This is a genomic window from Microbacterium sp. IEGM 1404, assembly GCF_030056775.1.
Classification (GTDB): Bacteria; Actinomycetota; Actinomycetes; order Actinomycetales; family Microbacteriaceae; genus Microbacterium.
On record NZ_JASHKP010000003.1, the window covers coordinates 258,798 to 275,757 of the forward strand.

At 70.1% G+C, this 16,960-nt stretch carries 19 protein-coding genes; 11 read left to right on the forward strand and 8 right to left on the reverse strand.

Features of this window, described 5'->3' with window-relative positions:
* Both QM517_RS11925 and QM517_RS11930 read right to left on the reverse strand, forming a co-directional pair.
* Positions 1–525: a YbhB/YbcL family Raf kinase inhibitor-like protein gene (locus QM517_RS11925; protein ID WP_077049514.1), complete on the reverse strand. Its 525-nt coding sequence runs from the start codon at positions 523–525 to the stop codon at positions 1–3.
* A gap of 73 nt (positions 526–598) precedes the next feature.
* Positions 599–886 carry a hypothetical protein gene (locus QM517_RS11930; RefSeq protein ID WP_283287631.1) on the reverse strand — a complete coding sequence of 96 codons (288 nt, stop codon included), beginning with the start codon at positions 884–886 and terminating at the stop codon, positions 599–601.
* 324 nt (positions 887–1,210) lie between these two features.
* On the opposite strand from QM517_RS11930, the gene QM517_RS11935 reads away from it, so the two are divergent.
* On the forward strand, positions 1,211–2,194 hold the full coding sequence (locus QM517_RS11935; protein ID WP_283287633.1) for a PIG-L family deacetylase: 984 nt from the start codon (positions 1,211–1,213) through the stop codon (positions 2,192–2,194).
* Positions 2,195–2,200: 6 nt separating this feature from the next.
* Here QM517_RS11935 and QM517_RS11940 read toward each other — a convergent pair whose 3' ends face one another.
* The 4 genes from QM517_RS11940 to QM517_RS11955 form a co-directional block, all read right to left on the reverse strand.
* Complete coding sequence (locus QM517_RS11940; RefSeq protein WP_283287634.1) at positions 2,201–3,331, reverse strand: sensor histidine kinase; 1,131 nt, start codon at positions 3,329–3,331, stop codon at positions 2,201–2,203.
* Complete coding sequence (locus QM517_RS11945) at positions 3,328–3,975, reverse strand: response regulator (RefSeq protein WP_283287636.1); 648 nt, start codon at positions 3,973–3,975, stop codon at positions 3,328–3,330. The genes QM517_RS11940 and QM517_RS11945 overlap by 4 nt, the downstream gene beginning before the upstream one ends.
* Positions 3,976–4,066: 91 nt before the next feature.
* Complete coding sequence (locus QM517_RS11950; protein WP_077049510.1) at positions 4,067–4,486, reverse strand: organic hydroperoxide resistance protein; 420 nt, start codon at positions 4,484–4,486, stop codon at positions 4,067–4,069.
* A gap of 79 nt (positions 4,487–4,565) precedes the next feature.
* The gene (locus tag QM517_RS11955; protein WP_283287639.1) at positions 4,566–5,042 is read right to left on the reverse strand and encodes a MarR family winged helix-turn-helix transcriptional regulator; all 477 of its coding nucleotides are present in this window, start codon (positions 5,040–5,042) and stop codon (positions 4,566–4,568) included.
* 104 nt (positions 5,043–5,146) lie between these two features.
* Here QM517_RS11955 and QM517_RS11960 point away from each other — a divergent pair, with 104 nt between their 5' ends.
* On the forward strand, positions 5,147–5,284 hold the full coding sequence (locus QM517_RS11960) for a hypothetical protein (RefSeq protein ID WP_160897633.1): 138 nt from the start codon (positions 5,147–5,149) through the stop codon (positions 5,282–5,284).
* Positions 5,285–5,295: 11 nt separating this feature from the next.
* Here the strand turns inward: QM517_RS11960 and QM517_RS11965 are convergent, their stop codons facing one another.
* A complete protein-coding gene (locus tag QM517_RS11965; RefSeq protein ID WP_283287641.1) occupies positions 5,296–5,784 on the reverse strand; it encodes a hypothetical protein in 489 nt (162 codons plus the stop codon).
* 145 nt (positions 5,785–5,929) lie between these two features.
* Between QM517_RS11965 and QM517_RS11970 the strand changes: the two genes are divergently transcribed.
* From QM517_RS11970 to glmM, 4 genes are all read left to right on the forward strand, one after another.
* Positions 5,930–6,766, forward strand: a complete 837-nt coding sequence (locus tag QM517_RS11970; protein ID WP_283287643.1) for an alpha/beta fold hydrolase — start codon at positions 5,930–5,932, stop codon at positions 6,764–6,766.
* 306 nt (positions 6,767–7,072) lie between these two features.
* The gene (rplM, locus tag QM517_RS11975; protein WP_076491214.1) at positions 7,073–7,519 is read left to right on the forward strand and encodes a 50S ribosomal protein L13; all 447 of its coding nucleotides are present in this window, start codon (positions 7,073–7,075) and stop codon (positions 7,517–7,519) included.
* Positions 7,520–7,543: 24 nt separating this feature from the next.
* Positions 7,544–8,014, forward strand: a complete 471-nt coding sequence (gene rpsI / locus QM517_RS11980; RefSeq protein WP_077049507.1) for a 30S ribosomal protein S9 — start codon at positions 7,544–7,546, stop codon at positions 8,012–8,014.
* Positions 8,015–8,028: 14 nt separating this feature from the next.
* Entirely contained in the window at positions 8,029–9,384 is a 1,356-nt protein-coding gene (gene glmM / locus QM517_RS11985; RefSeq protein ID WP_077049506.1) for a phosphoglucosamine mutase, read from the forward strand.
* A 112-nt stretch (positions 9,385–9,496) separates the two neighbouring features.
* Here the strand turns inward: glmM and QM517_RS11990 are convergent, their stop codons facing one another.
* On the reverse strand, positions 9,497–10,426 hold the full coding sequence (locus QM517_RS11990; protein WP_077049505.1) for a Ppx/GppA phosphatase family protein: 930 nt from the start codon (positions 10,424–10,426) through the stop codon (positions 9,497–9,499).
* 39 nt (positions 10,427–10,465) lie between these two features.
* Here QM517_RS11990 and coaA point away from each other — a divergent pair, with 39 nt between their 5' ends.
* The 5 genes from coaA to QM517_RS12015 all read left to right on the forward strand — a co-directional run.
* Complete coding sequence (gene coaA / locus QM517_RS11995) at positions 10,466–11,419, forward strand: type I pantothenate kinase (RefSeq protein ID WP_077049504.1); 954 nt, start codon at positions 10,466–10,468, stop codon at positions 11,417–11,419.
* A 54-nt stretch (positions 11,420–11,473) separates the two neighbouring features.
* Positions 11,474–13,324, forward strand: coding sequence for a glutamine--fructose-6-phosphate transaminase (isomerizing) (gene glmS, locus QM517_RS12000; RefSeq protein WP_077049503.1), 1,851 nt, complete (start codon positions 11,474–11,476; stop codon positions 13,322–13,324).
* 186 nt (positions 13,325–13,510) lie between these two features.
* Complete coding sequence (locus QM517_RS12005) at positions 13,511–15,901, forward strand: hypothetical protein (protein ID WP_283287669.1); 2,391 nt, start codon at positions 13,511–13,513, stop codon at positions 15,899–15,901.
* Positions 15,902–15,956: 55 nt separating this feature from the next.
* Complete coding sequence (locus QM517_RS12010; RefSeq protein ID WP_283287671.1) at positions 15,957–16,442, forward strand: hypothetical protein; 486 nt, start codon at positions 15,957–15,959, stop codon at positions 16,440–16,442.
* A gap of 51 nt (positions 16,443–16,493) precedes the next feature.
* A partial coding sequence (locus tag QM517_RS12015) for a hypothetical protein (protein WP_283287673.1) occupies positions 16,494–16,960 on the forward strand: 467 nt, incomplete at its 3' end.

A 16,960-nucleotide genomic window follows, 5' to 3' on the forward strand; every position in this document is an offset into this window, starting at 1 on the left:
TCAGTGCGCGAAGGTACCGTGGACGATCGCGCGTCCGAGCGTCTGGAATGCCAGCGCGAAGGACGCCGCGGCGGGGGTGGCGTCGTGCTCCACCCCGAGGCTCTCGGCGCCGACGGCGTGCACGACGAAGAAGTAGCGGTGCGGCTGGTCCCCCTCGGGGGGTGCCGCACCGAGGAAGCCGGCCTGCCCGCCGTCGTTGCGGAGGTGGAAGGCGGCTCCCGGCAGGTCTCCCGCTGCGAAACCGGCGGGGATCTCGCGCACATCGCCCGGCAGATCGACGAGCACCCAGTGCCAGAACCCGCTGGGCGTGGGGGCGTCGGGATCGAAGCAGGTGATGGTGAAGGACGCGGTTCCCTCGGGCACGTTCGACCAGCGCAGGTGCGGAGACGTGTTCCCGCGGGCGGCCACCTGGTCGTCCTTCAGCGGCCGGCCGTCGGTCACGTCGTCGCTGACGACGTCGAAGGACCGCACGGCGGGCAGGAGCGGATAGGGATCGGGGGTCTGGGGGCGCGTCAGATCAACCATGACCGCACGATAGGACTCCGATCCGACACGCAGACCGGGCTTGCGCCCCTCGCGGTCGCTCGGTAAACGCCGATCAGTCCTCCGTGTGCAGCGCGAGCAGAGCGCGGGCCGCCTCCGTGCAGCCGCCGGGGGAGGGGAGTCCGTAGTCCGTCTCGAGGACGGCGCGCAGGTCGTCGGCGAGCTCCGCGACCCCGGGCCGCTCGGCGAGAGCCGCGATCAGCGGGAGGAGCAGGTCGTCGTACTCGTCCTCCGGCCACCCGTCGCCGATCGCCCGCACGCCGATCGGATCCCACTCCCACAGCACGGCACGGATGCGCCGGGCGAGGGGAGACAGTGACCGCGGCGGCGAGGACGTCTGCATGCCCCGAGTGTTCCCATCGTCTCTAGGTGTCCGCTGAGGGAGCGCGATGAACGACGTGGATGCCAACGCACTCCCGCCGCGCCGTCGATGGCACCCGCCGATCGGCGTCTGTCGCCCCGCCGGTCGGTGGGGCCGTGGTGTGTGTTCAGCGGTTCCGGTGCGTCGGCGCGGTAGCGTCGGAGGGTCACGCCGACCGCCGACGACCCGAACCCGTCGCCGCGCTCGGCCGGGGGGACACAGGACGGAGCCACGGTGCAGGACGACGACCTTTCTGGGGCGAAAGGTGACGGAGAAGACGGAACACGCGACGCGCGCCGCATCCGTGTGACTCGGCGCGGCCTCCTCATCGGCGGACTCGCGGTCGTCGGACTCGGCGGCGGCGCCCTGCTCGCCCGGCAGTTCCGCCGGGGCGGCCCGCCGCGCGGAGCGTGGATGCCGCTTCGCGCGATCCCCGCGCCGACGGCGCCGGCCGCGCTCTCGCCCGCGGTCGAAGCGCCCGGCATCGACACGAGCGTGACGATGTGGGCGCACGCCGATGACGACATCATCTTCGCCAACCCGGAGCTGTCGGACGCGATCACCGGCGGCGCCACCGTGCGCGCGGTGTACGTCACGGCGGGAGACGCGGGGAAGGGGCTCGACTACGCCCATGAACGCGAGGCCGGGATCCGCGCCGCCTACGACCTCATGCGCGGCTCCACCGCGGAGTGGGACGAACGACGCATCACCCTCCTCAGCGGTGCCACCGTGACGCGGTTCGTGCCGTCCGACGAACCACGCCTGTCCATCACCGTCCTTCGGCTCCCCGACGGCGGGCTCAACGGCAAGGGCTTCCCCGCCACGGGGAACGCCGGGCTCACGCAGCTCGTCAACGGCGACGTCGCCGAACTCGCCCCGATCGACGGGTCACCGACCTACGACCTGCCGCGACTGACCGCGACGCTCGCCGAGCTCCTGGCGGCGGCGCAGCCCGAACGCGTGAGCACGAACGTCCCGCACGAGAGCGCTTTCGCCCGCGGCGACCACCCCGATCACTCGTGCGTCGGCTCGCTGGTGCGAAGGTCCGCGCCCGCGGTCGGCATCCCCGCGGACTCCATGTCGTATTTCCTCGGATACCCGTCCCAGGATCAACCCGTCAACGTCACCGGCGACGCCCTCAATGCCAAGGTCGAGGTGTACCGCACCTATGCCGCCGACGACCCGGTGGTCCGGTGCGCGGAGGCGTCCACGTGCCTCGCGCAGCCCGGCTTCGGCGACTGGCTCCGACGGACGTACCCCAAGACCGAGGCCGAGCTCCGGCTGTCCTGACCGGGCTCAGCTCTCGGGCGTGCGCCGGGGGAGCGACACCGCGAGTCGGAAGGCGCCGTCCGGTCCGCCCGCGGCGGTGAGACGGCCGCCCAGCAGTTCGGTCCGCTCCCGCAGTCCGCGGAGGCCGGCTCCGCCGGAGGGGAGGATCAGCGCGGCTCCCGTGGGCGGGTCGTTCTCGACGACGACGTCGATGGTCGTGGTCGAGGTGCGCACGCTCACCCGCACGGCGGCTCCGGGAGCGTGCTTCCGAGCGTTCGTCAGTCCTTCCTGGATCGTCCGGTAGACCGCTCGCTGCAGCGGCGGTGCGAGGTCGTCCGTGACGTGGGTGACCAGTTCCGCGGGGAGGCCGCTGTCGGCGACCAGTCGCGGGAGGTCGTCGAGGGTCGGCTGCGGCTTGTCGCCGCCGGTCGGAGCGCCCTCGGCGCGCAGCACCCCGACCATCTGCCGGAGCTCGTCGAGGGTGCGCACCGCCAGGGAGCGGATGACTCCGGCCGCTGTCCGCGCCGCCGGATCGGGCGAGGACACCTGGAGCGCGCCGGCCTGCACGGCGATCAGGCTCACCTGGTGGGAGACGACGTCGTGCATCTCGCGGGAGAGGCGGGCGCGTTCCCGTCGGAGGACGTCCTGTTCGTCGCGGCGCCGCTCGGCCTCCCTCGCCGCCGAGAGATCGGCGACCCGGTCGCTCAGCTCCCGCCGGGTGCGCACCAGCGCGCCGAGGGCGATCGGGGTCGCGGCGTAGAGCAGGGCGTAGAGGAGCGAGGGCGCCAGGTAGTCCAGCTCGGGCAGTTGCCAGTCGGGGAGGAGGAAGCACGCGAAGGTGACGGCCCCGGCCGCGACGAGCGGGGGGAGGCGCCGCTCGCGGACGGCGACCGAGTACAGCGCGATCGGTGCGGCGATGGTCATGGCATCCACCACGAGCCCGGGCAGGACCAGCGCGAACGCCACCCAGGGAAGACGTCGGCGCACGAGGAGCCCGAGGACGGCGATGGCGGCGAGCGCGACCTCGAACGGGGTCCACTCCGGGAGGAGGACGACGACGTCCACGACCGCGGCTCCGGCCAGCGCGAGGTCGGTGACGACGGCGAACCATCGCGTGCGGGTGACGGCCGCCAACCGGTCGCGCGCGCGGAGGGTCACCGCCGGTCGCCGCCCCGGCGGGCGCGCTCGGCGATGAGGGCGGCTTCGAGTCGGGTGGAGACCGAGAGCTTTGCCAGGATGGCGCTCACGTGGTCCTTCACGGTCGCGCCGCTGAGATGCAGGCGCTTGCCGATCTCGGCGTTGGATTCGCCCGTGGGCAGGTGCTCGAGCACGTCTCGCTCGCGCTCGGTCAGGAGCGCCACGCGTTCCACGGCGTCCGGGTCGGGAGCGCCGACGTAGCCCTCGACCAGCGTCCGCGAGACCTGGGGCGAGAGCACCACGCCTCCGGCGGCGAGCGAGCGCACCATGGCCGCGAGGTGCTGCGGGGGCGTGTCCTTCACGAGGAACCCGGACGCGCCGTCCTGCAGGGCCCGGGCGATGTGCTCGTCGGTGTCGAAGGTCGTCAGGATGCCGACGACGGGGCGCTCGGGGTCGTCCCGGATGTCGGCCAGCACGTCCAGGCCGCTGCGTCCCGGCATCCGGATGTCGAGGAGGACCACGTCCGGACGCTCGCGACGGATGACGTCGACGGCATGGTCGCCGTCGACGGCCGCGACGACCTCGATGTCGTCGGCGGCGCCCAGGATGAGCTCGAAGCCCGAACGGACGAGGGCTTCGTCGTCGACGACTACCACGCGGATCACGTCTGTCACCCTACGACGGGGCGGGCCGAGTCGCCCGCCCGGGAACGCGGAAGGGGATGCCGGGCGACCGGCATCCCCTTCCGTCGACGGGTCAGTCGTCGGAGACGGTGACCGTCACCTCGATGTTGCCGCGTGTCGCGTTCGAGTACGGGCACACCTGGTGCGCCTCGTCGGCGAGCTGCTGGGCCTGGTCTTGTTCGATGCCGGGGAGCACGACCTCGAGCAGAACGGCGAGCTGGTAGCCGCCCTGACCGTTGGGTCCGATCTGGACACGGCCGCCGACGGAGGAGTCCTGCAGCTTCACCTTGTGACCGCGGGCGACGGCGTGCAGCGCGCTGTGGAAGCACGCGGCGTAGCCGGCCGCGAAGAGCTGCTCGGGGTTCGTCCCGTTGCCCGAGCCGCCCATCTCCTTCGGGACGGCGACGTCGAGGTCGAGCTGGTCGCCGGCGACGACGTGGCCGTTGCGGCCTTCTCCGGTCGAGAGGGCTTCGGCGGTGTAGAGGACGTCCATGGGTGGGGGTTCCTTTCTGGAGGACGAACGGATGCCGGACGGCATGAGGGGAGGAGGGGACGCGCGCGGCGTCTCGCGATCAGGCGCGGGATGCTCGGTCGACGACGTCGCGGACGGTCTGGGGGTGGTCGCGCAGGTCGCGCATCGCGACGGTGAGCTGCTGGAGGGCGCGGATCAACTCGTGAGCGCTGTCGGCGTCGGGGATGCCGGATCCCACGGCGATGCAGCGCGGGACGTGCGCCAGCTCGTCGCGCATCTCGCGCCCGCGTGCGGTGAGCGACACCGTCACGACGCGTTCGTCGTCGACGCGGCGCTCGCGCGTGACGTATCCGGCGGATTCCATGCGGGCGAGCATCGGCGAAAGCGTGCCGGAATCGAGCTGCAGGGCGTCGCCGAGCCCGCTGACGGTCTGATCGCCGTCGTTCCAGAGCGTCACGAGCGCGAGGTACTGGGGATAGGTGAGATCCCACGGGTCGAGGAGGACGCGGTAGGCCTGGGTGGTGGTGCGGCTGGCCGCGTACAGCGCGAAGCAGACGAGGGAGTCGACGGCGGGCATGACCTAAGAGTTGCACACAATTTAATTGTGCACAACATGAATCGGAGCGAACCCCGGAAGTCAACCCCTGCCACGGGATGCCGTGCACCCGCACCATGGGTCGCATGATCCCCCGCAGCGACGTCGGCGCCATGTCCGCGTCGGGCTTCCCGCCCGACGCGGACCGCGATGTCCTCGCCATCAACGGGCACCACTTCGAGCTCGGCCTCCCGGGGATGCCGGGCCTCGCCGAACCGGCCTGATCGCCGTCGGTTCAGCGTTCGATCGACCCGTCGGTCACCGCGACCGCCACCTCGCCGCCGTCGGTGAACTCCACCGTCCAGGACGGCTGTGCACCGGAGCCCAACCCGACCTCCGCGACACTCCCGTCGCCGGCGTGCGCGGAGGCGGCGACGCGGATGCCGTCCGCCAGCGTCGTGGACGCCCTCGTCAACGCCTCCCGGTCCTCGGCCTCGACCTCGCCCGCGTCCCGGCGGTCGGTCACGCTCGGGCCGGTGAGATCGATGTCGACCTCGACGGTCCGGTCGCCCGCCGCCACATGCACCTGAGCGGTCCCGTCGGCGATCTCCACCTCGAACGCCCGGCCCCCGGCATCCGACTCGGCCAGCAGGACCGCGGCGATCACCGTTTCGTAGCCCACGTCGCCGGTGCCGGCCTGGCCGCCGAAAGGAGCGCACGCGGTCAGTGCGAGAGCGAGACCGAGGGCGGAGAGCCCCGCGGCCGGAGCGCGATGGGATGCCATGGCGCGAGGCTAACGGCCGGATCCGAACCGACGCCGGTCATTGCGGCGGCGCGTGGGATATGCCAGGGGAGCGGCGTGATATCAAGCCCCGCCCCCGGCGTCAATGGCGGCCGCGCGCCCAGGTCGGCGTCCCAGCATGACCGGCATGAGCGAGATCACCGCACACCACGGACTTCTGACCGATATCGACCTCCACGTCGACGACACCGGCGGGGCAGGGCGCCCCGTCGTCCTGATCCACGGCTGGCCCCTCTCGGGCGAATCGTGGGCCCATCAGGTGCCCGCCCTCGAAGAGGCCGGCTACCGGGTCGTCACCTACGACCGCCGCGGGTTCGGGCGCAGTGACAAGCCGCGCACGGGATACGACTACGACACCTTCGCCGACGATCTGCACGCCGTCCTCGAGGCCCTGGATCTTCGCGACGCCACGCTCGTGGGCTTTTCCATGGGCGGGGGAGAGGTGGCGCGCTACCTGACCCGCCACGGCGCCGACCGGGTGCGCAGCGTCGTCTTCGCCGCCGCGGTCCCGCCGTACCTGGCCCAGACCGACGACAACCCCGAGGGGCCGCTCGACGCGGACACGGCCGCGGGGATGGAGAAGGGGCTCAAGGCCGACGAGAAGGCCTTCTACCACCAGTTCACGACCGACTTCTTCTCGGTGGACGGGGAGCTCACCGTGCCCCCGGCCGAGCAGGCCGAGGCGGAGCGTCTCGCGAACCAGGCCGACCACCACGCCGCGCTGAAGGCGATGGAGGCATTCGCCACGACCGACTTCCGCGACGACCTGCGCAACGTCTCGGTGCCCGCGCTGATCCTGCACGGTGACAGCGACGCGACCGTTCCGTTCGAGGGCTCGGGCAAGCGCACCCACGCGGCGATCCCCGGCAGTGAGCTGCACGTCGTGGCCGGCGCCCCGCACGGCGTCAACGTCAGCCACGCCGACGAATTCAACCGCGCGCTGGTGGACTTCCTGCAGCGCTGACCCGTCACCGCGCCCTCGATCTCGCCCGCGATCCCGCGGAGGGCGGTCCGTGCCCCCGACACCACCCGGTGCCGGGGGCACGGGCCTGTCTCGGGAGGCAGCGCCCGACCGGTGGCGGAGAGGGCCGTCTCGTTTGGTCGTGGCATCCGGATGCCGTAAGCTAACCCTTTGGTGCCCGCCTCACTGCGAGCGGGTCGCCCGAACGTGAGCCCTCCACCGGCCCAGTTGCCCGGTCATCGACCGGAGAACCGACCACCGGAGCGGGATTCACGAACTCCTCCGTTCGATCAAGAAAGCAGCACTACTGTGACGCGCACTTTCACCCCCAAGGCCGCTGAGGTCACGCGCGAGTGGGTCGTTATCGACGCCACCGACGTCGTCCTCGGCCGCCTGGCCTCGCACGCGGCGGCCCTCCTCCGCGGCAAGCACAAGGCGACCTTCGCCAACCACATCGACTCGGGTGACTTCGTCATCGTGATCAACGCCGACAAGGTCGCGCTCACGGGTCAGAAGCTCGAGAAGAAGAAGGCTTACCGCCACTCGGGTTACCCGGGCGGCCTCAAGTCGGTCACCTACAACGAGCTCCTCGAGAAGAACCCCGAGCGGGCCGTCGAGAAGGCCGTTCGCGGCATGCTCCCCAAGAACAGCCTCGGTGCGGCGCAGCTCAAGAAGCTGAAGGTCTACCGCGGCGCCGAGCACCCGCACGGTGCCCAGCAGCCCACCGCGTACACCTTCGACCAGGTCGCCCAGTAAGCGCCGCCGGATAAGGACGAAACAGTGTCGAACATCGACTCCAGCAACTACAGCACCGAGACGCCGGCCGAGCAGGCCGTCGTCGCGGCCGAGCGCCCCGTTCTCTCGGTCCCCGGCGCAGCCGTCGGCCGTCGCAAGCAGGCCATCGCCCGCGTGCGCCTGGTCCCCGGCTCCGGCACGATCACGGTCAACGGCCGCACGATCGAGGACTACTTCCCGAACAAGCTCCACCAGCAGCTCATCAACGACCCGTTCACGGTCCTCGAGCTCGCCGGCGCCTACGACGTCATCGCACGTATCTCCGGCGGCGGCCCCTCGGGCCAGGCCGGTGCGCTGCGCCTGGGCATCGCCCGTGCGCTGAACGAGATCGACGCCGAGAACAACCGCCCGGGTCTGAAGAAGGCCGGCTTCCTCTCCCGTGACGCCCGCGTCAAGGAGCGCAAGAAGGCCGGTCTCAAGAAGGCCCGCAAGGCGCCTCAGTACTCCAAGCGCTGAGTTCGACGTTCCGGATGCCTCTTTTCGGCACGGACGGGGTGCGGGGGCTGGCCAACGGCCTCCTCACCGCCGAACTCGCGCTGCACCTGGCCCAGGCGACTGCCGTCGTCCTGGGCCAGGGCCGTTCGGCGGAGGCGCGGAAGGCCGAAGGCCGCCGTCTCACCGCCGTCATCGCGCGCGATCCGCGGGTCTCGGGAGAGTTCCTCTCGGCCGCGGTCGCCGCGGGCCTGGCCTCGTCGGGCGTGGACGTCCTCGACGCGGGCGTCATCCCGACCCCGGCGACCGCCTTCCTGATCGCGGATCGCGACGCCGACTTCGGCGTCATGGTGTCGGCTTCGCACAACCCCGCTCCCGACAACGGGATCAAGATCTTCGCCCGCGGCGGTACGAAGCTCCCCGACATCGTCGAGGAGCGCATCGAGCGCGCCCTGGAGTGGGAGCGACTGCAGCCCACGGGTGCGGGTGTCGGGCGCATCCGTCGCTTCGCCGACGCCGAAGACCGTTACGTCGTCCACCTGCTCGGCTCGCTTCCGCACCGGCTCGACGGCATCCACGTCGTCCTCGACTGCGCGCACGGTGCCGCCGCCGGCGTCTCGCCCGAGACCTTCCGCGACGCGGGTGCCACGGTGACCGTCATCGGTGCCGACCCCGACGGCCTCAACATCAACGACGGCGTGGGCTCCACCCACCTCGACGTGCTCGCCGAGGCCGTGGTGCGCCTGGGGGCCGACGTCGGCATCGCGCACGACGGCGACGCCGACCGCTGCCTAGCCGTCGATGCCGACGGCAACATCGTCGACGGCGACCAGATCATGGCGATCCTCGCGGTGGCGATGAAGGAGCGCGGTGCGCTCGTCGACGACACCCTGGTGGCCACCGTGATGAGCAACCTGGGCCTCCACCGCGCGATGGCGGATCACGGCATCCGTGTCCTTCAGACCGCCGTCGGCGACCGCTACGTGCTCGAGGCCATGAACGAGGGCGGCTACTCCCTCGGGGGCGAGCAGTCCGGCCACGTGATCATGAGCGACTTCGCCACGACCGGCGACGGTCTGCTCACGGGTTTGCACATCGTCGCGGAGATGGCCCGTCAGAAGAAGACGATGGCCGAGCTGGCCGCGATCATGACGGTCTACCCGCAGGTGCTCGTGAACGTCCGGGGCGTCGACCGCGACCGCGTGTCCGACGAGGTCGTGCAGGAGGCCGTGCGCGCCGCCGAGACGGAGTTGGGCGACTCGGGGCGTGTGCTGCTGCGCGCGTCGGGGACCGAGCCGCTGGTTCGCGTCATGGTCGAGGCCGCGTCGGAGCACGTCGCCCGCGCCCATGCCGATCGCCTGTCCGAGGTCGTGCGCGAGCGCCTCGCCCTCTGACCCACGGCCCCTGACCTGGGTTCGGGGCGCGATTCTTCGTTCGGGGCGGGATATTCACGCCCCGAACGCGGGAACGCGCCCCAAACCAGGGAATGCGGCGCCCCGAGGAAGGTCAGTACTCCAGCGACTCGATGTAGCGCAGCAGGACGCCCTCGCGGAGCGCCCAGGGCGAGACCTCGAGCTCGTCGACGTCCATCGCCTTCATCGCCCGCTCCACGACGACCGCGGCCGCGACGATCTGGAACGTGCGGTCGGCGGTGATACCGGGGAGCGCCTCGCGGGCGTCGGCGGGAATCCGCGCAAGTCGCGGGATCCAATCCTTCAGCTCGCGCCGCGGCAGCACCATCCTGTCGATGCCCGACCAGCCCGGCACGGGGTACCCGGCGAGCTTCGCGAGAGAGCGGATCGCCTTCGACGAGCCGATCACGTGGTCCGGGCGGGGGAGGGCGGCGAAGCGCTCGGCGACGGGGGCGAGGACGGATGCCGCGTGCTGACGCAGCGCGTCGATCTCGTCCTCGCTCGGCGGGTCGTGGGGGAGGAACTGCACCGTCGACCGCCCGGCGCCCAGCGGCACCGACTCGGCCAGCTCGGGCAGTTCGTCCGCGCCGCCCGCGATCTCGAGCGACCCGCCGCCGATGTCGAACAGCAGAATCTGTCCGGCGGACCATCCGAACCAGCGGCGCACCGCCAGGTAGGTGTACCGGGCCTCGGTCTCCCCGCCGAGCACCTGGAGCGGCTGCCCCAGGACGGCCTCGATGCGGGCGATGACGTCATCGCCGTTGGTCGCTTCGCGGACGGCGGAGGTGGCGGTCGCGAGGAGCTCGTCGACCCCTTCGGCCCGCGCGGTCTCGCACGCCTGGGTCACGGCATCGACGAGTCCGGTGACGCCCTCGGGCGAGATCGACCCGTCGGGCTCGAGGTAGCGCATGAGCCGCAGCACCGAGCGGTGCGACGTCGTCGCGGTGGGCCGTCCCCCGGCGCGCGCGTTCGCGACGAGCAGGTGGACGGTGTTGGAACCGATGTCGAGTACCCCGAGTCGCACGCTCCGAGCGTAGTGGGAGCCCGCGGGTAGCATGGGCGGGTGTCCGCCGCAGAGACCGCCGCTCCCGCACCGTCGCTGAGCCCCTACCGTCAGATCGACCGCGCCGAGTGGGCACGTATGGCCGGCGGCATCCAGCAGCCGCTCACCGAGACCGAGGTCGTGCAGCTGCGCGGCATCGGCGATCGGCTCGACCTGCGCGAGGTCGCCGAGGTGTACCTGCCGCTCAGTCGCCTGCTGAGCCTCTACGCCCGCGCCACGCGGCGGCTCGGTGCCGACACCAGCGAGTTCCTGGGCGAACCGGATGCCACGACCCCGTTCGTCATCGGGGTCGCGGGCTCGGTCGCTGTGGGCAAGTCCACGATCGCGCGCCTGCTGCGCGAGCTGATGAGCCGCTGGCCCGACACCCCGCGCGTCGAGCTCGTGACCACCGACGGCTTCCTCTATCCGAACGCTGAGCTCGAGCGCCGCGGCCTCATGGACCGCAAGGGCTTCCCGGAGTCCTACGACCGACGGGCGCTGGTGGAGTTCCTCAGCGAAGTGAAGTCCGGCGCGGAGGAGGTGCGCGCCCCGTTCTACTCGCACGTGCAGTACGACATCATGCCCGACGCCCACGTGACGGTGCACCGCCCCGACGTCGTGATCGTCGAGGGGCTCAACGTGCTGCAGCCCCCGCCCACGCCGAACGACGTCGCGGTCAGCGACCTGTTCGACTTCTCGATCTACGTGGATGCCGATGCGGCCCACATCGAGCGCTGGTACGTCGACCGCTTCCTGGCGCTGCGCGACAACGCGTTCACCAACCCCTCGTCTTTCTTCCGCGTGTTCGCCGACATCAGCGACGAAGAAGCGGTGTCGCGGGCGCTCGGGTTCTGGCGCGAGATCAACCTGCCCAATCTCGAGGAGAACGTCCTTCCCACCCGCCACCGGGCCAAGCTCGTGCTGCAGAAGGGTGCCGACCACACCGTCGAATCGGTACTGCTACGCAAGCTCTGACGCAGCAACCCGGCGGGGGATTCGCACAGGCACCGCCCCGTAGACTCGGAAGCTATGTGCGGAATCATCGGATACGTGGGTCCTCGGCAGAGCCAGGACATCCTGCTGGCGGGCCTGTCGCGGCTGGAGTACCGGGGCTACGACTCCGCCGGCATCGCCGTGATCGACGGCGACGGGGGCCTCGGCATGCGCAAGCGTGCCGGCAAGCTCGCGGTGCTGCGTGACGACCTGGTATCCACGCCCCTCGCCGATGGCACCACGGGCATCGGGCACACGCGCTGGGCCACGCACGGCGGACCGACGGATGCCAACGCGCACCCGCACCTCGCCGATGACGACAAGCTCGCTGTCATCCACAACGGGATCATCGAGAACTTCGCCGAGCTCAAGAGCGAGCTCGTGGGCGAGGGCGTGACCTTCCGCAGCGAGACCGACACCGAGGTCGCGGCCGCGATGATCGGCCGCGAGTACGCCCGCACCGGTGACCTCGTCGCGGCGTTCCGCGCCGTGGTGTCGCGCCTCGAGGGCGCCTACACGCTGCTCGCGATGCACAAGGACCACCCGGGCCTCGTCGTGGGCGCCCGCCGCAACTCTCCGCTGGTGATCGGCCTGGGCGAGGGCGAGAACTTCCTCGGCTCCGACGTCGCGGCCTTCGTCGAGCACACGCGGAACGCTCTCGCGATCGGCCAGGACGAGATCGTCGCGATCACGCCCGAGGGTGTCGAGGTCACCGACTTCTCCGGCGCGCCGGTCGAGGTCGAGGCCTTCGAGGTCACGTGGGACGCGTCCGCCGCCGAGAAGGGCGGCTGGTCGTCGTTCATGGCGAAGGAGGTCTCGGAGGAGCCCGAGGCCGTCGCCAACACGCTCCGCGGTCGCATCCACGAGGGCCGTGTCGAGATCCCCGAGCTCGACGGCATGGACGAGTTCCTCGCCGACATCGACCGCATCCTCGTCATCGCCTGCGGCACCGCCGCCTACGCCGGCATGGTCGGCAAGTACGCGCTCGAGACGTGGACGCGGGTCCCCGTCGACGTGGAACTCGCGCACGAGTTCCGCTACCGCGACCCGGTGCTCTCGCCCCGCACGCTCGTGGTCTCGATCAGCCAGTCCGGCGAGACCATGGACACGCTGATGGCCGTGAAGTACGCCCGCTCGCGCGGCGCGAAGACGCTGTCGATCTGCAACACGCAGGGCGCGACCATCCCGCGCGAGTCGGATGCCATTGTCTACACGCACGCCGGCCCCGAGGTCGCCGTCGCCTCGACGAAGGCCTTCGTCGCGCAGATCACGGCGCTGTACCTGCTCGCCCTGCACGTGGGTCGCGTGCGTGGCGCGGTCGACCCCGTGGTCGCCGTCGAGGCGGTCACCGAGCTCGAGGCCGTCCCCGGCAAGATCGCCCGTGTGCTCGAGACCGAGCAGACCCGCATCGAGCAGCTCGCGCACTGGATGGCCGACACCCGCTCGGTGCTGTTCCTCGGCCGCAACGTCGGATACCCGATCGCCCTCGAGGGTGCGCTGAAGCTCAAGGAGCTGGCCTACATCCACGCCGAGGGCTTCGCCGCCGGCGAGCTGAAGCACGGACCGATCGCCCTGATCGAGCCCGGTCAGCCGGTGTTCGTCGTGGTGCCGTCGCCGCGCGGTTCGGGCGAGATGCACAAGAAGGTCGTGTCGAACATCGAGGAGATCCGCGCCCGCGGCGCCCGCGTGATCGCGATCGCGGAAGAGGGCGACGTCGCCGTGCTGCCCGCCGCCGACGAGGTGCTCCGCATCCCGCTCGCCGCGCCGCTGTTCGAGCCGCTCCTCGCCGTGGTGCCGCTGCACATCTTCGCGATGGGCCTCGCCGAGGCCAAGGGCCTGGACGTCGACCAGCCCCGCAACCTCGCGAAGTCGGTGACGGTCGAATAGGACCGGACGTTTTCGGGGCCGGATGCCAGTGGCATCCGGCCCCTTTTCCTTTGCGGATGAGGCGAAGAGGAGAGTTCTCTCATCTTCCTTGGGGAGTGGCGGTGATGTGCCTACGGTGTAAGTCTCATCTGTTCCGTGGGCGCGGGACGGTGGCCGAGTAATGAGCTTTCCGCACGGGGTGATGTGATGCCGGACGCGATCAAGGTCGACGCGATCCCGGGTGACGAGATCAAGCCGGAGGTCATCGAGGAGAACGCCCGCACGATCGGGACGATCGCGGGTCAGGTGTCCGAGCACGGCTCGAACGTCCACTTCAAGTGGCAGGGCATGGCCGGGGTCTATGAGGCTCCGGAATCGCCCACCCTGCTGGGACTGATGGCCCCGGTCAGTTCGCAGGCTACCCAGGTCAGCGACAACCTGGCCGAGGTGTCGGCCGCCCTCATCGCCTTCGCCGCGGATGTGCGTCCGATCAAGGCCGAACTCGACTCGTTGCGTGTGCAGGCGCAGGCCTTCGTCGACTCGATCCAGGGCGGCGTGCAGGTCCGCGAGATCAACCCCGCCTGGACCGCGGCGCAGTCGCCGTACGGCGGAGCGACCGCGATGCCGACGTATCAGGGTTCGTGGGGCTCGTCGACAACGGGGTCGTCGAGCGCTGCGGCGCCGGAGCAGTACCGCACGGTCACGAAGGAGTGGCACGAGTCGCAGGACCATGTCGACCGCAACAACGAGCTGATCGCGGCGGTCAACGCGCAACAGGTGAAGCTGTGGGAGGCCGAACGGGCCTGCGCAAATCGCATCCGCGCCCTCTACGGCGCCCAGCCGCTGCACGCCGCCACGTCCGAGGACGTCGCTCTCGGGTACGGCATCTCCGAGATCCCCGAGGGCACCGACATGCCCTGGGGCGCTGAGGTGGAGCGCACCGAGGACTGCGCGGAGGGCACGGTGCGGTTCGTGGTGAAGGACTTCCTCTGGGAGGGCATCATCGTCGGCGGCCTCGGCGGCACGATCGGCGGGCTCTTGACGCTGACCGTGGGGTTCGACCCTGCCACGTGGACGTTCTTCTCCCCGGACGCGTACGGGGCCGCCTGGGGTGGGATGCTGCAGCTCGGCGTCGGCCTCGCTCTGCAGTCGGAACCGAATAGGTCGATCCTGTGGGCTGACGACGTCGCAGGCATGTTCGGGGCGCGGTTCCTTCCCCCGGAGGTGCAGCAGCTCCGCGCGAACGCGGGCGAGGCGTGGCTCACCACGGGCAAGTCCCTGATCGCATGGGACAAGTGGCAGGACGATCCCGGTACCGCGCTGGGCGAGTCCGTCTTCAATGTCGGCACGATCCTCGTTCCCGCCGGCGCGGCGGTTTCGGGGGTGAAGACGGCGGCGGGCGCGACCTCGGCGATCGCCCGCACCGGCGAAGTCGGGTCGGCGATCGTGCGAGGGACCGCGCGCGCCGGGCAGTTCTTCGACCCGACCTCGCATCTCGCCGCGGGGGTCGGGAAGCTGTCGTCCGGGATGTCGCGTGTCATCGAGGCGGCCGTGGACCGTCTCCGCCCCTCGTGGGCCGATGACGTGTCGTCCCACGTCGCGCCGCCTCTGACGCTTCCGGACGCCGAGACGGCGATGCGGACGCTGCAGGACGCGGGCGTCGACATGAACACGGTGGTGGCGCGCACCGACAATGGCATCCCCGTCTACGAGTTCCCGCTGACCAGTGCTCTCCCCGCGGGGCGCATCGAACTGCCGCCGGGAGTGTGGCCCGAGCCTCGCGGGGGCGGAGCGGTGGATGCCGTTGCCCCGGTCCGGGAGCCCGAGCTCGTCGCCGCGGGTGGGGTCCGTGGCGAGACCGGACCCGGGCCGGTCGCCTCGATCGTCGACGAGTCGCCTCCGCGGCCCGAGACGGGCGGTGGCGCCGACTCGGGCGGCGGACCCGGGTCCGTTGCCGACAGCGCGGGGGGCGGGCGTGGTGGGGGCCATGGCGGGAGCGGCGGAGGCTGGGGCCATGGCGACGACGGGATCGGCGCCGGCCCCGGCGACGATCTCCACAGCGGGACCCCGGACGACCTCTCGGGTCACGGCCCGCACGACGACGTTCCGCCGGGGACGGACCCCGAAGGCGCTGCACATTCCGGCGGGGGCGTGGATGCCGCCGTGCATCCCCGGTTCGAGCACACCCCCGAATGGCTGCAACGTATCCTCGACCGCGACGACCTGCTGCCGTGGGAGCGGCAGCGGTGGAACGGTGTCGCCTTCGACTACGAACAGCGCCCCCGATACCCTGAGAACGAGGTGCTCACGGCGGACGGGAAGCGACTCGACTCGTACATAGAGGGTGAAGATATCGTGTCGCGCAAGTACACCCAGCTGAGCGAGATATCGGAGGAGACCGCGAAGCGGTACATCGCGGAGATCGAACGGAAGTATTCGCCGGGTACGTTGCTCGCGGATGGGCGGCTGCTGGACGGGGACCCGATCCTCGAGGTGCCGATTCAACACTCGGACGTGCCTCAGTCCCTGGTCGCCTACTGCAGAACCTTCGATCCTCCAGTGATAATTCGAGACGTGCGCGGACGCACTTATGAGTAGGAGAACGACATTGAGGACCGTTTACGGAAGGGCCTGGAACAGTCGCTCACGTGTCATGGGGGGTGTCATCACGGAGGGTGAGGCGCGCCGCCGGTTCGATGAAGGGAACGAGGAGGAGTGGTTTGGGGTCGCGGCATATGCAGAGGGCGTTCCCGATGGGGCGGCGCCCGAATACTCCATGGAAATCAACCCAGGGCGAAACTTCATCAGCGTAAGCTTCCATGATCAGCTCTGTCGTATCCGTTTCAAATTCCTTTTTCTGAAGCATGAAAATGGAATGATGTTCCTAACGGAGATCTACGATTTCCGTTACCCGGATGAGACGACGTATTACACCCGGTCGGGGTGCGTGACGAACACGAATTACCGGTATCGTCCGGATGGGTCGATGCACTGGCGCCGGTCGGACAAGGTCGTGAACGTGATCGAGGAGGCGGATTACCGCGACATCGACGTGTCCACTCATTGGGAGCCGGTGCCGGAGTTCGGGGAGTGGGCGTCGATCACCCGCTTCGACCGGACCCAGCCGGTGGGGGCGTAGCGGGGGATGCGGCTTGTTTACGGGCGCCTCTGGGATGACGAGGATCGCGTCATGGGTCTTCCGATTGATGCTGAGGAGGCCCGGCGGCGATACGCCGAGGGGGGCGAGCGAGAATGGTTTGGTGTAGCGGCGTACGCGGATGGTGTTCCTGATGGCGCGCCGCCGGAGTACACGATGGAGATAAATCCGTGGCTGAACTTCATCAGTGTGAGTTTTCACGATCAATTATGTCGTATAAGACTTAAGTTTCTGTTCGGGAAGACGGATGCGGGCGTGATGTTCCTTGAGGAGATCTATGATTTCCGTTACCCGGATGAGTCGACGTATTACACGCGGTCGGGGAGTGTGTTGACGACGAATTATCGGTATCGGCCGGATGGGTCGATGCATTGGTATCGGTCGGACAAGATTGCGAACGTGATCGAGGAAGCGGATTACCGCGACATCGACGTGTCCACTCATTGGGAGCCGGTGCCGGAGTTCGGGGAGTGGGCGTCGATCACCCGCTTCGACCGGAC